The organism is Kitasatospora acidiphila, assembly GCF_006636205.1.
Lineage (GTDB): Bacteria > Actinomycetota > Actinomycetes > Streptomycetales > Streptomycetaceae > Kitasatospora > Kitasatospora acidiphila.
The window spans coordinates 7,002,387-7,015,488 of the sequence record NZ_VIGB01000003.1; the positions used below are offsets into that span (position 1 = coordinate 7,002,387).

12 protein-coding genes are annotated in these 13,102 nt (G+C 69.8%); 2 read left to right on the top strand and 10 right to left on the bottom strand.

From position 1 onward, the window contains the following. The first annotated feature begins 249 nt into the window (after positions 1-249). Positions 250-1,683, top strand: a complete 1,434-nt coding sequence (gene rox, locus E6W39_RS33160; protein WP_141638090.1) for a rifampin monooxygenase — start codon at positions 250-252, stop codon at positions 1,681-1,683. 48 nt (positions 1,684-1,731) lie between these two features. Here rox and htpG read toward each other — a convergent pair whose 3' ends face one another. The 10 genes from htpG to E6W39_RS33205 all read right to left on the bottom strand — a co-directional run bounded on the left by htpG (position 1,732) and on the right by E6W39_RS33205 (position 11,771). After that, positions 1,732-3,651 (bottom strand): molecular chaperone HtpG, encoded by a 1,920-nt coding sequence (gene htpG, locus E6W39_RS33165; RefSeq protein WP_141636632.1) that lies wholly within the window; start codon positions 3,649-3,651, stop codon positions 1,732-1,734. 127 nt (positions 3,652-3,778) lie between these two features. Beyond that, complete coding sequence (locus E6W39_RS39940; protein ID WP_181799557.1) at positions 3,779-4,729, bottom strand: ferritin-like domain-containing protein; 951 nt, start codon at positions 4,727-4,729, stop codon at positions 3,779-3,781. Further along, on the bottom strand, positions 4,722-5,051 hold the full coding sequence (locus E6W39_RS39945; RefSeq protein ID WP_181799558.1) for a hypothetical protein: 330 nt from the start codon (positions 5,049-5,051) through the stop codon (positions 4,722-4,724). The genes E6W39_RS39940 and E6W39_RS39945 overlap by 8 nt, the downstream gene beginning before the upstream one ends. 234 nt (positions 5,052-5,285) lie before the next feature. After that, complete coding sequence (gene paaK / locus E6W39_RS33175) at positions 5,286-6,617, bottom strand: phenylacetate--CoA ligase PaaK (protein WP_228718466.1); 1,332 nt, start codon at positions 6,615-6,617, stop codon at positions 5,286-5,288. Between the two features lie 75 nt (positions 6,618-6,692). Further along, complete coding sequence (paaI, locus tag E6W39_RS33180; RefSeq protein ID WP_141638091.1) at positions 6,693-7,106, bottom strand: hydroxyphenylacetyl-CoA thioesterase PaaI; 414 nt, start codon at positions 7,104-7,106, stop codon at positions 6,693-6,695. 278 nt (positions 7,107-7,384) lie between these two features. Continuing rightward, complete coding sequence (locus tag E6W39_RS33185) at positions 7,385-7,615, bottom strand: DUF397 domain-containing protein (protein WP_141636635.1); 231 nt, start codon at positions 7,613-7,615, stop codon at positions 7,385-7,387. A gap of 82 nt (positions 7,616-7,697) precedes the next feature. Beyond that, positions 7,698-8,960 carry an S-adenosylmethionine:tRNA ribosyltransferase-isomerase gene (locus E6W39_RS33190; RefSeq protein WP_141636636.1) on the bottom strand — a complete coding sequence of 421 codons (1,263 nt, stop codon included), beginning with the start codon at positions 8,958-8,960 and terminating at the stop codon, positions 7,698-7,700. Positions 8,961-9,004: 44 nt separating this feature from the next. Beyond that, on the bottom strand, positions 9,005-9,775 hold the full coding sequence (locus E6W39_RS33195) for an ABC transporter permease (protein WP_141638092.1): 771 nt from the start codon (positions 9,773-9,775) through the stop codon (positions 9,005-9,007). A gap of 55 nt (positions 9,776-9,830) precedes the next feature. Continuing rightward, the gene (locus tag E6W39_RS33200; protein WP_141636637.1) at positions 9,831-10,727 is read right to left on the bottom strand and encodes an ABC transporter permease; all 897 of its coding nucleotides are present in this window, start codon (positions 10,725-10,727) and stop codon (positions 9,831-9,833) included. 3 nt (positions 10,728-10,730) lie between these two features. Further along, positions 10,731-11,771 carry an ABC transporter substrate-binding protein gene (locus E6W39_RS33205; protein ID WP_141636638.1) on the bottom strand — a complete coding sequence of 347 codons (1,041 nt, stop codon included), beginning with the start codon at positions 11,769-11,771 and terminating at the stop codon, positions 10,731-10,733. Between the two features lie 97 nt (positions 11,772-11,868). On the opposite strand from E6W39_RS33205, the gene E6W39_RS33210 reads away from it, so the two are divergent. Next, positions 11,869-13,095, top strand: coding sequence for an RNA-guided endonuclease InsQ/TnpB family protein (locus E6W39_RS33210; RefSeq protein ID WP_141638093.1), 1,227 nt, complete (start codon positions 11,869-11,871; stop codon positions 13,093-13,095). The last annotated feature ends 7 nt before the right edge of the window (positions 13,096-13,102 follow it).

Below are 13,102 nucleotides of genomic sequence, written 5' to 3' on the forward strand. Positions count from 1 at the left end.
TGAGCGCGCGAGCCCGTCCCGTGGCGCGGCGGCGTCAGTGTGGGCGGAGCGGTCGGGATCCACGAGTGTGGCGGGCTCGAACCGCCGCGTGTGCGAGCGGAGCCCGGAATGAACGAAGGCAAGGAGATCAGCACTCCTTGCCACTCTCAACTTATAGCGCACCGGGGGCCTTGCGGCAAGGCCCTGGTCATGCCGCAGAATCTCCGCTCGAAGCCACCACCTGCGGACATGGGGGACCCCTTGACTGACCTGATCGACGTGATCGTTGTCGGCGCCGGACCGACCGGCATGATGCTGGCCGCGGAGCTGCGGCTGCACGGGGTGCACGTCGTGGTGCTGGAGAAGTTGGCCGAGCCGACTCCGGAGACCCGTGGCCGCGGCCTGCACGCGCGCAGCGTGGAGCTGATGGACCAGCGCGGCCTGCTGGAGCAGTGCCTGGCGGTCAGTGAGAAGTTCCAGATCGGCGGAATGTTCGGCGGCGTCCACAAGGCGTGGCCGGAGGGGATCGACACGGCTCATCCGTACGGTCTGGCCATGCCGCAGCCGGCCACCGAGCGGATGCTCACCGAGCACGCCCTGGAACTCGGTGCCGAGATCCGGCGGGGCTGCGAAGTGGTCGGGGTGAGCCAGGACGAGGACGGGGTGACCGTCGAGCTGGCGGACGGCACGCGGCTGAGCGCGCGGTACCTGGTCGGGTGCGACGGTGGCCGCAGCGCGGTGCGCAAGCTGGTCGGCATCGGCTTCCCCGGCGAGCCGGCCACGGTCGAGACGCTGCTCGGCACCATGGAGCTGGCCGAGGATCCGGAGACGGTGGCCGCCGTCGTCGCGGAGGTCCGCAAGACCCAGTTGCGGTTCGGCATCATCGACGAGGGGGACGGCGTGCACCGCGTCATCGTGCCCGCCGCGGGAGTGACCGAGGACCGCACGGCTCCGACGACCTTCGAGGAGTTCAAGCAGCAGCTGCGGGCCGTCGCGGGCACCGACTTCGGTGTGCACTCGCCGCGTTGGCTGTCCCGGTTCACCGACGCCACCCGGCAGGCCGACCGCTACCGGGCGGGCCGGGTACTGCTGGCGGGCGACGCGGCGCACATCCACCCGCCGACCGGCGGCCAGGGCCTCAACCTCGGCATCCAGGACGCGTTCAACCTGGGCTGGAAGTTGTCCGCCACGGTCAACGGCTGGGCACCGGAGGGACTGCTCGACAGCTACCACGCCGAACGGCACCCGGTGGGCGCCCGCGTACTGGACAACACCCGCGCGCAGATGACGCTGCTGGGGACCGAGCCGGGCGCGGTCGCGCTGCGGGAGCTGTTCTCGAAGCTGATGGACTTCGATGAGGTGAACCGGTACGTGACCGGGATGATCACCGCGGTCGACGTCCGCTACGACCTCGGCGAGGACGACGGTCATGAACTGCTCGGCCGCCGCCAGCGTGACGTGCAGCTGAAGCAGGGGCGCCTGTACGGGCTGATGCACGGCGGCCGCGGCCTGCTGCTCGACCAGACCGGCCGGCTCTCGGCGGCGGGCTGGGCGGACCGGGTGGACCACGTCGTCGACGTCAGCGAGGAACTGGACGCCCCCGCCGTGCTGCTGCGGCCGGACGGCCACGTGGTGTGGGTGGGCGAGGACCAGGGGGAGCTGCTTGACACTCTGGCGAAGTGGTTCGGTGCTGCCGCCAGTTGATCCGCGTAGCAGGGGGTGGGCGGCCGGCACCGCCCACCCCGCTAGGCGTCAGACGGTGCGGGCCAGCCGGTCCGCCATCAGCTTGATGAACCGCGACGGGTCACTGGGCTGACCGCCCTCGGCGAGCAGTGCCATGCCGTAGAGCAGCTCGGCGGTCTCGGGCAGCCCCGGGTCGTCCGCGCGCTCGGTGTGCGCCTGGTTGAGGCCGGTGACCAGCGGGTGGCCCGGGTTGAGCTCCAGGATCCGCTTGGCGCGCGGGAGTTCCTGGCCCATCGCCTTGTACATGGCCTGCAGCGCCGGGGTCGCGTCGAAGGTGTCCGAGACCACGCAGGCCGGCGACACGGTCAGGCGGGTGGAGAGGCGGACCTCCTTGACCTCCTCCCCGAGCTGCTCGGTCATCCAGCCGAGCAGCCCAGCGAACTCCTGCTGCCGCTTCTCGCGTTCGCCCTCGGCCTCCGGCGTCTGGTCGTCCGAGCCGTCCAGGTCGATCTCGCCCTTGGCGACCGAGCGCAGCTGCTTGCCGTCGAACTCCGGGACGGCCTCCACCCACAGCTCGTCCACCGGGTCGGTGAGCAGCAGCACCTCGATGCCCTTGGCCCGGAACGCCTCCATGTGCGGGGAGTTCTCGATGGCCTGCCGGGAGTCGCCGGTGAGGTAGTAGACGTGCTCCTGGCCCTCCTTCATCCGCTCCATGTACTCGCGCAGCGTGGTCGGCTTCTCATCGTCGTGAGTGGAGGCGAAGGAGGAGACGGCGAGGATGGTCTCGCGGTTCTCGCCGTCGCTGAGCAGGCCCTCCTTGAGCACCCGGCCGAACTCCCGCCAGAAGACGGCGTACTTGTCGGCATCGCCCGCCATCAGGTCCTTGACGGTGGAGAGCACCTTCTTGGCCAGCCGGCGGCGCATCAGCTGGATCTGCCGGTCCTGCTGGAGGATCTCGCGGGAGACGTTGAGCGACAGGTCCGCCGCGTCCACCACACCCTTGACGAACCGCAGGTACGGCGGCATCAGCGCCTCGCAGTCGTCCATCACGAAGACGCGCTTCACATAGAGCTGGATGCCGCGCTGGTAGTCCCTCGTGAACATGTCGTGCGGCGCGCGCGACGGCACGAACAGCAGCGCCTGGTACTCGAAGGTGCCCTCGGCCTGCAGCCGGATGGTCTCCAGCGGCTCGGTCCAGTCGTGGCTGAGGTGCTTGTAGAGCTCGTGGTACTCCTCGTCCGACACCTCGTCACGGGAGCGGGCCCACAGCGCCTTCATGGAGTTGAGGGTCTCCGGCTCCGCCTGCTCGCCGCCCTCGGCCTGCTCCTCGCCCCCGGCCGGGACGGCCATCCGGATCGGCCAGGTGATGAAGTCCGAGTACTTCTTGACGATCTGCCGGATCTGCCACGGCGCCGCGTAGTCGTGCAGCTGGTCCTCGGTGTCGGCGGGCCGCAGCTTCAGCGTCACCGAGGTGCCCTGCGGCGCCTCGTCGAGCCGCTCCAGCGTGTAGCTGCCCTCGCCGGTCGACGACCACCGGGTGCCCTCGGTCTCCCCGGCCCGCCTGGTCACCAGCACGACCTCGTCGGCCACCATGAAGCTGGAGTAGAACCCGACCCCGAACTGCCCGATCAGCCCCTCCGCCGCCCCGGCGTCCTTGGCCTCCTGCAGCTCCTTGACGAACTTCGCGGTGCCCGAGTTGGCGATGGTGCCGATGAGGTGGATCACCTCGTCGTACGACATGCCGATCCCGTTGTCCCGAACGGTCAGCGTCCGGGACTCGGGGTCGGTCACCAACTCGATGTGCAGGTCCGACACATCGGCACCCGCCGCCTCGTCCCGCAGTGCCGCGAGCCGCAACTTGTCCAGCGCATCCGAGGCGTTGGAGATCAGCTCGCGCAGGAACACGTCCTTGTTCGAGTAGATCGAGTGGATCACCATCTGCAGCAGTTGCCGCGCTTCCACCTGGAACTCGAACGTCTCAGTCGCCATGACCGGCGCTTCCTCCTGGCTCAACAAAGGGACACGTACTGCTGAGCACTGTAGATCAGCGACGGGTGGTAGGCGCAGGGTTGGCGCGGATCGGGCCGGGATGGCCAGCGCGGACCAGACCGCGGCGTCACGTCGGCATGACGGGTGTGAGCAGCGAGATCTGGCGCTGGACGCCGTCGTCGCCGCCGAGTTCGGGGAAGTGGCGGGCGTCGCGGGTGCAGAGGGCGGCGAGTTCGGCCTCGCGGTTCATGGCGGCGTAGGGGCCGGTGCCGAAGGGGTGGTACTCGAAGGATGGTCCGGCGTACTCGTCCCACTTCTGGCCGTGCACGGTGTGCCGGCGGCCGGTCGGGGTGCGGGTGAGCAGGTCGGCGACGGGGTAGAGGATGCCCTGCATGGCGGCGACGAAGAGCCGCTCCAGGTGGTAGCGGGCGCTGTGGCCGTTGTCCTGCATGTCGTCGGTCGGGTGGGCGTAGAGCGTGTCCAGCAGGTGCATGGTGTAGGTGAAGGCGGCGTTGAAGAGCGTCATCAGGTCCCAGAGCGGCTCGGTCGGCCAGGGCTTGTTCTGGTCCTTGCGGGCGTAGTCGGCCACTTTGGGGTTCTTGGCGAGCATCGCGACCGCGAGCGGGCTGTCGATGTCGACCTCCTTCTCCGGTTCGCCGTCGCCGATCCCGATGCCTTCCACCCGGTTGTAGATCCGCTCGAACTTGACGTAGTGGGAGTACTCCTCCAGGCCGTCCCGTGGGCTGATCGGGTTGCGCGGCACCGTGCCGCCCGACTTGGGGCTGCCCTCACCCTGGTCGATGATCTCGTTGAGGGCCTTCAGTGCGCTCTTCAGATCGGTCACCACCACGGTCTTGCCGCCGCCGTTCTGGTTCCAGTAGCCCCGCTGGTACTGGCGGTTCGCGCCGGCCTTGTTCCAGGTGATCTTGAGGAAGTTCTCGGTCAGCGCCTCGAAGAAGTCCACCTCGGGCCAGTGGGTGCGGATGTGCCGCAGATGGGGGCTGCGTAAGCCGACCCCGAAGCCGAGCCGCCGGGTGTCGACCGGGGCGACCTCAGGGACGGGGACGGCCTCAGGCACTGGTGCGGTCGTACTCGGGCACCAGGTAGTCCGGGTAGCCCTCGCCCGGGGACGGGCCGAAGGCCAGCTGCGCGTCGTACATCCGGGCCTCGAAGAGCTTGCGGGCGGTCTTCCAGACGCTCTTGCCCTTGTACGGCCCGCCGGCGAAGACCCGGCTGACGTTGATCGGGCTGGCGCAACTGCCGTTCCAGCGGCAGGCCTGCTCACCGGGGTGGGCCTGCTCGAAGTCCGAGCCGGCGTAGCCGCAGCCGCCCCGGCCGCGGCAGGCGCCCTCACCGTGGCAGACGTGCTGCGCGGTGGCGCACTGGCCCATCCCGGCCATCGGCGCCGTGCCCGCGAACCGTTCGACAACGGACTACACGTGCATTGTCGGGACGGGCGGCGCGGCGGCGCACCCGGGACACGGCCGGGTTCGCCCGGATGGCGGTGACCGGGGGACGGCGCTCGGGCGCCCCCGAGCAAGGGGGGCCCGCGCAGGGCGGCACCCGCGCAAGGGACACCCGCGCAGGGCGCGCGCCCGACGGACCGCGCTAGCGGAAGGCGCCGAGCCGGCGCATCACTGCTCGCGCAGGTCCCGGACGCGGCGGATCTTGCCGACCGAGCGCTCCAGGGTCTCGGGGTCGACGACCGCCGCCTCGACGGAGACGCCGATGCCGTCCTTGACCCCTTGGGTGATCGCCCGGGCGGCGGCCGCACGCCGCTCGGGGCCGACGCCGGGAGAGCGGGCCTCGACCTGGACGGTCAGGTGGTCCATCCTGCCGCGTCGGGTCAGCAGGAGCTGGAAGTGCGGGGCGACATCGGGGGTGCGCAGCACGATCTCCTCGATCTGGCTGGGGAAGAGGTTGACCCCGCGCAGGATGATCATGTCGTCGCAGCGGCCGGTGATCTTCTCGATCCGGCGGAACGCGGGCCGGGCGGTGCCGGGCAGCAGCCGGGTCAGGTCGCGGCTGCGGTAGCGGATCACCGGCAGCGCCTCCTTGGTCAGCGAGGTCAGGACCAGTTCGCCGCTCGTACCGTCGGGCATCACCTCGTCCGTGAGGGGATCGACGACCTCCGGGTAGAAGTGGTCCTCCCAGACGTGCAGTCCGTCCTTGGTCTCCACGCACTCCTGGGCGACGCCCGGCCCGATCACCTCCGACAGGCCGTAGATGTCGACGGCATGGATGTCCATCCGCTCCTCGATCTCGCGGCGCATCTCCTCCGTCCACGGCTCGGCACCGAAGATGCCCACCCGCAGGGACGTTGAGCGCGGGTCGACGCCCTGGCGCTCGAACTCGTCCAGCAGGGTGAGCAGATAGGACGGGGTGACCATGATGATCTCGGGCTTGAAGTCCTGGATGAGCTGCACCTGGCGGGCCGTCATGCCGCCCGAGGCGGGGATCACCGTGCAGCCGGCCCGCTCGGCGCCGTAGTGGGCGCCCAGGCCCCCGGTGAACAGCCCGTAGCCGTAGCTGATGTGCACCTTGTGCCCGGGACGGCCGCCGGCGGCGCGGATGGACCGGGCCATCAGATCGGCCCACCTCGACAGGTCGCCTTCGGTGTAACCGACCACCACCGGACGGCCCGTGGTGCCGCTGGAGGCGTGCAACCGCCGGACCTGGTCCATGGGGACGGCGAACATGCCGAACGGGTAGGTCTCGCGCAGGTCCGCCTTGGTGGTGAACGGGAAGCGGGCCAGATCCTCAAGGGTGCGGCAGTCGGCGGGAGTCACCCCGGCCTTGTCGAACTTCCGGCGGTACAGCTCGACGTTGTCGTAGGCGTGCCGCAACGTGGCCTGGAGGCGGGTGAGTTGGAGCTCCCCCAGCTCCTCCCGCGAGATCCGCTCGGCGTCGTCGAGCAACTCGGCGGGGAGGGGTTCGCCGAGGCGGGTGGGCTGCTCAGTGCTCATCGCGCTGCCTTTCTCCATGCCGACGTGCCGAGGCGCCGACGTGTCGACCCGCCGACAATGCCGACGTGCCGACTCTCAGTGCTGCTCGCCCCGTTCGGCGTGCTGTCCGTCGCCGGTGCGCCGGTTCGGGATGCTCCGGCTGCGCCCGCGGAACTCCGCGACCACCTCGCCTTCGCGCCGCACGGTCACGTCGTAGATCCCGCTGCGGCCGAACCGGACCCGCTCCTCGGCGGTGGCCACCAGCACGTCGCCCTGGTGCACCGGTGCGACGAAGGTGATCTCCGCGCCGGCCGCCACGGTGACCGGCCCGTGGCTGTTGCAGGCGCAGGCGAACGCGGAGTCGGCGAACAGGAAGAGGTAGCCGCCGTGCGCGATCCGGTGTCCGTTGACCATCGCGGGCGTCACGGTCATCCGCAGCACCGCGCTCCCCGTGCCGTGCTCCAGCAGCTCGATCCCGAGCCGGGTCGACGCCTCGTCAGCGCCGAGCATGGCTTCCACGGGGTTCACGCCGACCGCCACCCTGACCACCGCCTGACTTCTGACCCGCCTTCCGGCCCGAGTTCCGAGCCGGCTTCCGAGCTGACTTCCGAGCTGACTTCCGAGCCGATTTCCGCCCTGGCTACCGACCGACCATTCGGTCTGTATGCGGCAAGGACAAGTAATCCAGCTGTACCACCGCAAGTCAAGGGTCCGAGCGGCACGCCGCGGCGGGCCCGCCACCCGAGGGGTGACGAGCCCGCCGTCCGGCGGTCGTCGGTGGTCGGCGGTCAGGCGCCGAACTCGCCCTTGTGCACGCCCTTGAGGAACGCCCCCCACTCGGTGGCGGTGAACCGCAGGGCGGTCAGCTGCGGGTTCTTGGAGTCGCGGACCACGACGGCTCCGCCGGTCAGCTCGGCGATCTCGACGCAGTCCTTGCTGTCCTTGCTGTAGCTGCTCTTGTGCCAGGCGAGGCCGGTCAGGCTGGCTCCGTACAGGTCCGCCTTGTTCAGCTCCGACATGATGACGCTCCTCTCTCGTGCCTTCTCTCACTGGCTCATTGGTCACCGGCTCGTCGGCCGGTCGGTTCTCTGACTCACCAAGTCAGACGATCACCATCGAGTCGCCGAACTCGTAGAAGCGGTAGCCGCGCGGGATGATCTCCGTCCGGTAGATCTCCGGCAATCGGTCGCCGCCGACCAGGCTCGCGGTCAGCTGCAATTCGGAGCTCGTCGGCATGTGCAGGTTGGTCATGAAGGCGTCGCAGGAGCGGAACCGGTGGTCGGGCTCGATGATCAGACCGGTCCAGCCGTGCCCCGGCCAGACCCGCCCGGTGTCGTCGGTCACCGTCTCCAGGGTCCGCATCACGGTGGTGCCGCAGACGACCACTCGTCCGCCGGCCCGGCGCCGGGCGTTTATCGTGTCGGCGGTCTCGATCGGCACGTCATAGTGCTCCGCGCCGGGGAAGTTGCCGCGTTCGTCGGCCGGCGTGCGCGCGGTGCCCTCCGGTAGGAGCGGCTCGGTGACGCCCGCGGTCTCGCGAAGCCAGGTGGCGAGCCGCACGACGCCCCATTTGACGCCGATGTCCAGCGTCACCTCGGCCACCGCGACGCCGAGTTCGGTCAGGCGCCGTAACAGCTCCGGGGTGAAGTGCCGCCCGGCCGAGGGCAGCATGATGCCGCCGGGGCGGGTCGCATAGACGTTCTGGTAGTACTCGGGGCGGGGCTCCGAGCCCAGGTAGTGCGGGTAGAAGAGCGCGGCGGTCCTCTCCAGGGCCTCGGGCCCGGGCGGCGTCAGCATGATGCGCCATTCGCCGGGCGTCTCCTCGCGGATGAGGCGCCCGGACAGCCGCTCACCGCCGGAACCTTCGCAACCGTCGGAGCCTTCGAACGAGAACTCCTCACCGGGGCGCCGGTCCGGCTCCGCGGCCACCACCTGGGCGTGCCAACTGCCGTCCTCCATCGGCGAGTACACCTGCACCACGGCCTGGCGCCCGCGATCGTCCGTGCCGCGCAGCACGGACGGCAGGACGCGCGAGTTGTTGAGCACCAGGACGTCGCCCGGCCCCAGCACCCCGGCGATCTCGAAGAACCGCCGGTGCTGGACCGTGCCGTCCCGGCGGTCCACCACGACCATCCGCGCGTCACTGCGGGCGCCGCCGAGGGCTTCGACCGGCTGCTTCGCCACCAGCTCCGGCGGTACCCTGTAGGCCGGTTCGCGGGCCGGTTCAGGGGCCGGTGCAGGGGCCGGTTCGGCATCCCGGATCACGTCGTACCCCTTTCGGGTCCAGAACGCGTTGCGACCGGTGAGCAGGTCGTGCCGTCGGCCGCCGGGCCTCTTCCAGCATGCGCCCGCCCCGCGCGCCACCGCATCTCGGCCCTTGGAAGGTCCGAACGACCGAACCGGGCCGACTACAGCCGTCCTCCGGCGGTGTCGGCGGACAGCCGCTGCGCCAGGTACACCGGGATGACGGAGAGCAGGACCAGCACCGCGGCGACCACATTGACCACCGGGGCCTGGTTGGGCCGGGCGAGGTTGGCGTAGATCCAGAGCGGGAGCGTCTGGACCCCGGGCCCGGCGGTGAAGGTGGTCACCACGATCTCGTCGAAGGAGAGCGCGAACGCGAGCAGTCCGCCCGCCAGCAGCGCCGCCCGCACGGCGGGGAGGGTGACGTATCGAAAGGTCTGGAAGGAGTCCGCGCCGAGGTCGGCCGAGGCCTCCTCCGCCGAGGGCGACAGCCGGCGCAGCCGGGCGATCACATTGTTGAAGACCACGACGATGCAGAAGGTGGCGTGCCCGATGACGACGGTGAGCAGCCCGAAGCCGATGCCGGCCGGGCCGAGCACGGTGCGGAACGCGGCGTTGAGCGCGATGCCGGAGACGATGCCGGGCAGCGCGATCGGCAGGATCACCACGAACGACACCGCGTGCCGGCCGAAGAAGCGGTACCGCTGGACGGCGAAGGCGGTCATCGTCCCGAGGACCAGTGCCACCAGTGTTGCCCCCGCGCCGGCTCGCAACGAGGTGAGGAGCGCGCTGCGGGCGCCCTCGGACTGCCAGGCCCGCGCCCACCACTCGGTGGTGAGCCCGGTGGGCGGCCAGGCGAAAGAACGGTCCCTGTTCAGCGAGTTGATGAGCACCAGCAGCAGCGGCAGGTAGATGACGGCGAGCCCGGCGGCCATGGCCGCACGCAGCGCGATCCGGGTCCAGCGCGAGAAGATCACTGGTGTCCGCCTCCTACAGCGAGTCCAGGGCGCCGGTCCGGCGCACGGCGAGCAGATAGCCGATGATCATCGCCACCGGCACACAGGACAGGGCGGCGGCCAGCGGCAGATCGAGCGTCACGTTGTCGGCGATCGCGGTGCCCAGCATCTGCGTCTTGCCACCGACGATCTGGACGGCGATGTAGTCGCCCAGGCTCAGCGAGAAGGTGAAGACCGACCCCGCGAACACCGAGGGCAGCACCAGCGGCAGCACGACCGAGCGGAAGGTCCGCCCGGCCCCGGCCCCCAGGTCGGCCGAGGCGTCGAGCAGGTTGGCCGGCAGGTTCTCGAGTCCCGCGTAGATCGGCAGGATCATGTAGGGCAGCCACAGGTACGCCAGCACGATGACGACCGCCGCCGTGCCGTACCCGGGGCTGCTGATCCCGACCGGCTTGCCGAGCCAGTCGAGGACGCCGCCCTGGCTGAGGATGACCCGCCAGGCGTAGGCCTTGACCAGGTAGCTGGCCCACAGCGGCGTCAGCACGGCGACCACGAGGAGCTTGCGGGTGCGCGGCCGGGCGATCCGGGCCATGTAGAAGGCCATCGGGAACGCCACCACGGCGTCGACCACCGTGACGGCGGCGGCGATGCCGAGCGTCCGCAGCGCGATCGTCCGGTAGACCGGTTCGGTGAACACGGTGCTGAAGTTCGCGGTGTTCCAGACCCGCACGATGTTGTAGGTGAAGTCGTCGACCGTCCAGAAGGCCGAGAGGAACAGGACGGCCAGCGAGCCCAGGTAGGCGAGCACCAGCCAGGCCATCGGCGCCGCCAGCAGCAGCGTCAGCCGCAGTCCGGCGTGCCGGTGCAGGACGGCGGCCGCCCGTCGCACGACGCCCCGCCGCACGGGAGGGGCGGCCACGTCGGTCGCCATCGATCAGCCCTTGATCTCGGTCCACGCGGCGGTCCAGGCGGCGTAGTCGGTGCAGGTCGCGCCGCGGCCGTCGAGGCAGTTCTTGATCGGGGTGGTCCAGTAGTAGACGTTCTTCCAGTACGCGTCATCGGCGGCGTGGAAGGTGGTGCAGAAGTTCTTGTCCGTGGTCTGGTCGCAGGCCTTGGCGTTGGACGGCGCCTCGCCGAACCACTGGGCGACCTGGGCGTTGACCTTCGGCGAGACGATCCAGTTCATCCACTGGTAGGCGCAGTCGGGGTGGGCGGCCTTGGACGACACCATCCAGGTGTCCGACCAGCCGGTCGCGCCCTCCTTCGGCAGCACCGCCTGGACGGGAGCCTGGTCGGTCTGCGCCATGTTGGCGATCACCTGCCAGGTGGTGCCGACGACGGTGTCACCGGTCTTGAACGAGTTCTCCGACTTCTGGTAGTCGCTCCAGTATTCGCCGATCGCCTGGTGCTGGGTCTTCAACAGATCGACCGCTGCCTTGAGTTGGGCGTCGTCGAGGGCGTAGGGGTTCTTGATGCCGAGCTCCGGCCTGGTCTTCATCAGGTACAGGGCCGCGTCGGCGATGTAGATCGGCGAATCGTAGGCGGTGACGTGCCCGGAGTAGGCGGAGGCGCCGTCGAAGACCACGCTCCACGAGTCCGGCGCCGGCGAGACCTTGTCCGTGCGGTACATCAGCAGGTTGGCGCCCCGGCCGTGCGGGATGCCGTACATCCGGCCGTCGACCGAGTTCCACGGCTGGTTCTTGAGGCCGGGGTAGATGTCTGCGTAGTTCGGGACCAGGCCGGTGTTGACGGGCGCGACGTCGCCCGCCGCGATCAGCCGGAGCGTCGCGTCGCCGGACGCCGAGACCGCGTCGTACTGGCCGGTCTTCATCAGCGAGACCATCTCGTCCGAGGTCCCCGCGATCTTGGTGTTGACCTTGCAGCCGGTCTGCTGCTCGAAGGGGTGGACCCAGTCGACGCGCGCACGGTCTTTTGCCGTGGGGTTCTGCGGTGCTACCGGAACTAATCGCTCCACCGGGCTTCAGCCCGGTGGAGCGATTCTGAGTGGTGCTTTGACCCGCGCGCGAGCACGGTCCGTGCTGTTGTCAGTACCCTCCGCTAGGTTGCTCACCGTGCAGCTTCGGTACTCCTTCCGTCTCTACCCGAACGGGCCTCAGCGTTCCGCACTGGCCCGAGCGTTCGGGTGCGCGCGGGTGGCGTACAACGATGCCTTGCGTACCCGCGAGGACGCGCGTGCGTCGGGGCTGCCGTTCGTCCCGTCCGCGGTGCTGTCGAAGGCCCTGACAGAGGCGAAGAAGACCGAGGCCCGTTCCTGGCTCGGTGAGGTATCGGCGGTGGTGCTGCAACAGTCGCTGCGGGACCTGGACGCCGCCTACCGGAACTTCTTCGACGGCCTCAAGGGCAAACGCCCGCGCATGGGCGCACCCCGGTTCAAGTCCCGCAAGGACAACCGGCAGGCCATCCGGTTCACCGCCAATGCCCGCTGGTCGATCACGCCGGGCGGTGACCTGTCGTTGCCGAAGATCGGCGACGTGCGGGTGAAGTGGTCCCGGCGACTGCCGTCGGTGCCGTCCACGGTGACCGTGGTCAAGGACGCCTCAGGGCGGTACTTCTGCTCGTTCGTGGTGGAGACCGACCCGGCTGACGACCTGACCCGGATGCCGGAGACGGACGCCGTGGTCGGCATCGACCTGGGGCTCACCCACTTCGCCGTCCTTTCGGACGGCCGGAAGATCGACAGCCCGAAGTTCCTGCGCCGCGCGGAGAAGAAGCTCAAGCGGGCGCAGCAGGCCCTGAGCCGCAAGGCGAAAGGGTCGAAGAACCGGGACAAGGCCCGTATCAAGGTCGCCCGCGCACACGCCCGGGTAGCCGATGCGCGGCGCGAGTTCCACCACCAGCTCTCCACCGAATTGATCCGCGATAACCAAGCGGTCGCCGTGGAAGACCTGGCGGTGAAGGGACTCGCCCGCACTCGTCTGGCCAAGTCCGTCCACGATGCCGGATGGTCGGCGTTCGTGACGATGCTGGAGTACAAGGCCGCCCGGTACGGGCGCGCCTTCCACCGCGTAGGCCGTTTCGAGCCGACCTCGCAGGTCTGCTCCAACTGCAGTGTCCAGGACGGCCCCAAGCCCCTCCACATCCGGGAGTGGACCTGTGGGGCGTGCGGGGCGGTCCTCGACCGGGACATCAACGCGGCGGTCAACGTCGCCAAGGCCGCCGGACTGGCGGTGACAGCCTGTGGAGCGCAGGTAAGACCGGTACTCGTACCGGCGCAGCGCGTTGAAGCAGGAACCCACCGAGACGGTCAGACCACCGTGGTAGGAATCCCCGCCCTTTAAGGCGGGG

Coding starts and splice junctions, on each gene's coding strand:
- htpG (WP_141636632.1), bottom strand. CDS start 3,651: ATGGCGACTGAGACGTTCGAGTTCCAGGTGGAAGCGCGGCAACTGCTG.
- E6W39_RS39945 (WP_181799558.1), bottom strand. CDS start 5,051: ATGGCCGGGATGGGCCAGTGCGCCACCGCGCAGCACGTCTGCCACGGT.
- paaK (WP_228718466.1), bottom strand. CDS start 6,617: ATGAGCACTGAGCAGCCCACCCGCCTCGGCGAACCCCTCCCCGCCGAG.
- paaI (WP_141638091.1), bottom strand. CDS start 7,106: ATGCTCGGCGCTGACGAGGCGTCGACCCGGCTCGGGATCGAGCTGCTG.
- E6W39_RS33185 (WP_141636635.1), bottom strand. CDS start 7,615: ATGTCGGAGCTGAACAAGGCGGACCTGTACGGAGCCAGCCTGACCGGC.
- E6W39_RS33195 (WP_141638092.1), bottom strand. CDS start 9,775: ATGGCCGCCGGGCTCGCCGTCATCTACCTGCCGCTGCTGCTGGTGCTC.
- E6W39_RS33200 (WP_141636637.1), bottom strand. CDS start 10,727: ATGGCGACCGACGTGGCCGCCCCTCCCGTGCGGCGGGGCGTCGTGCGA.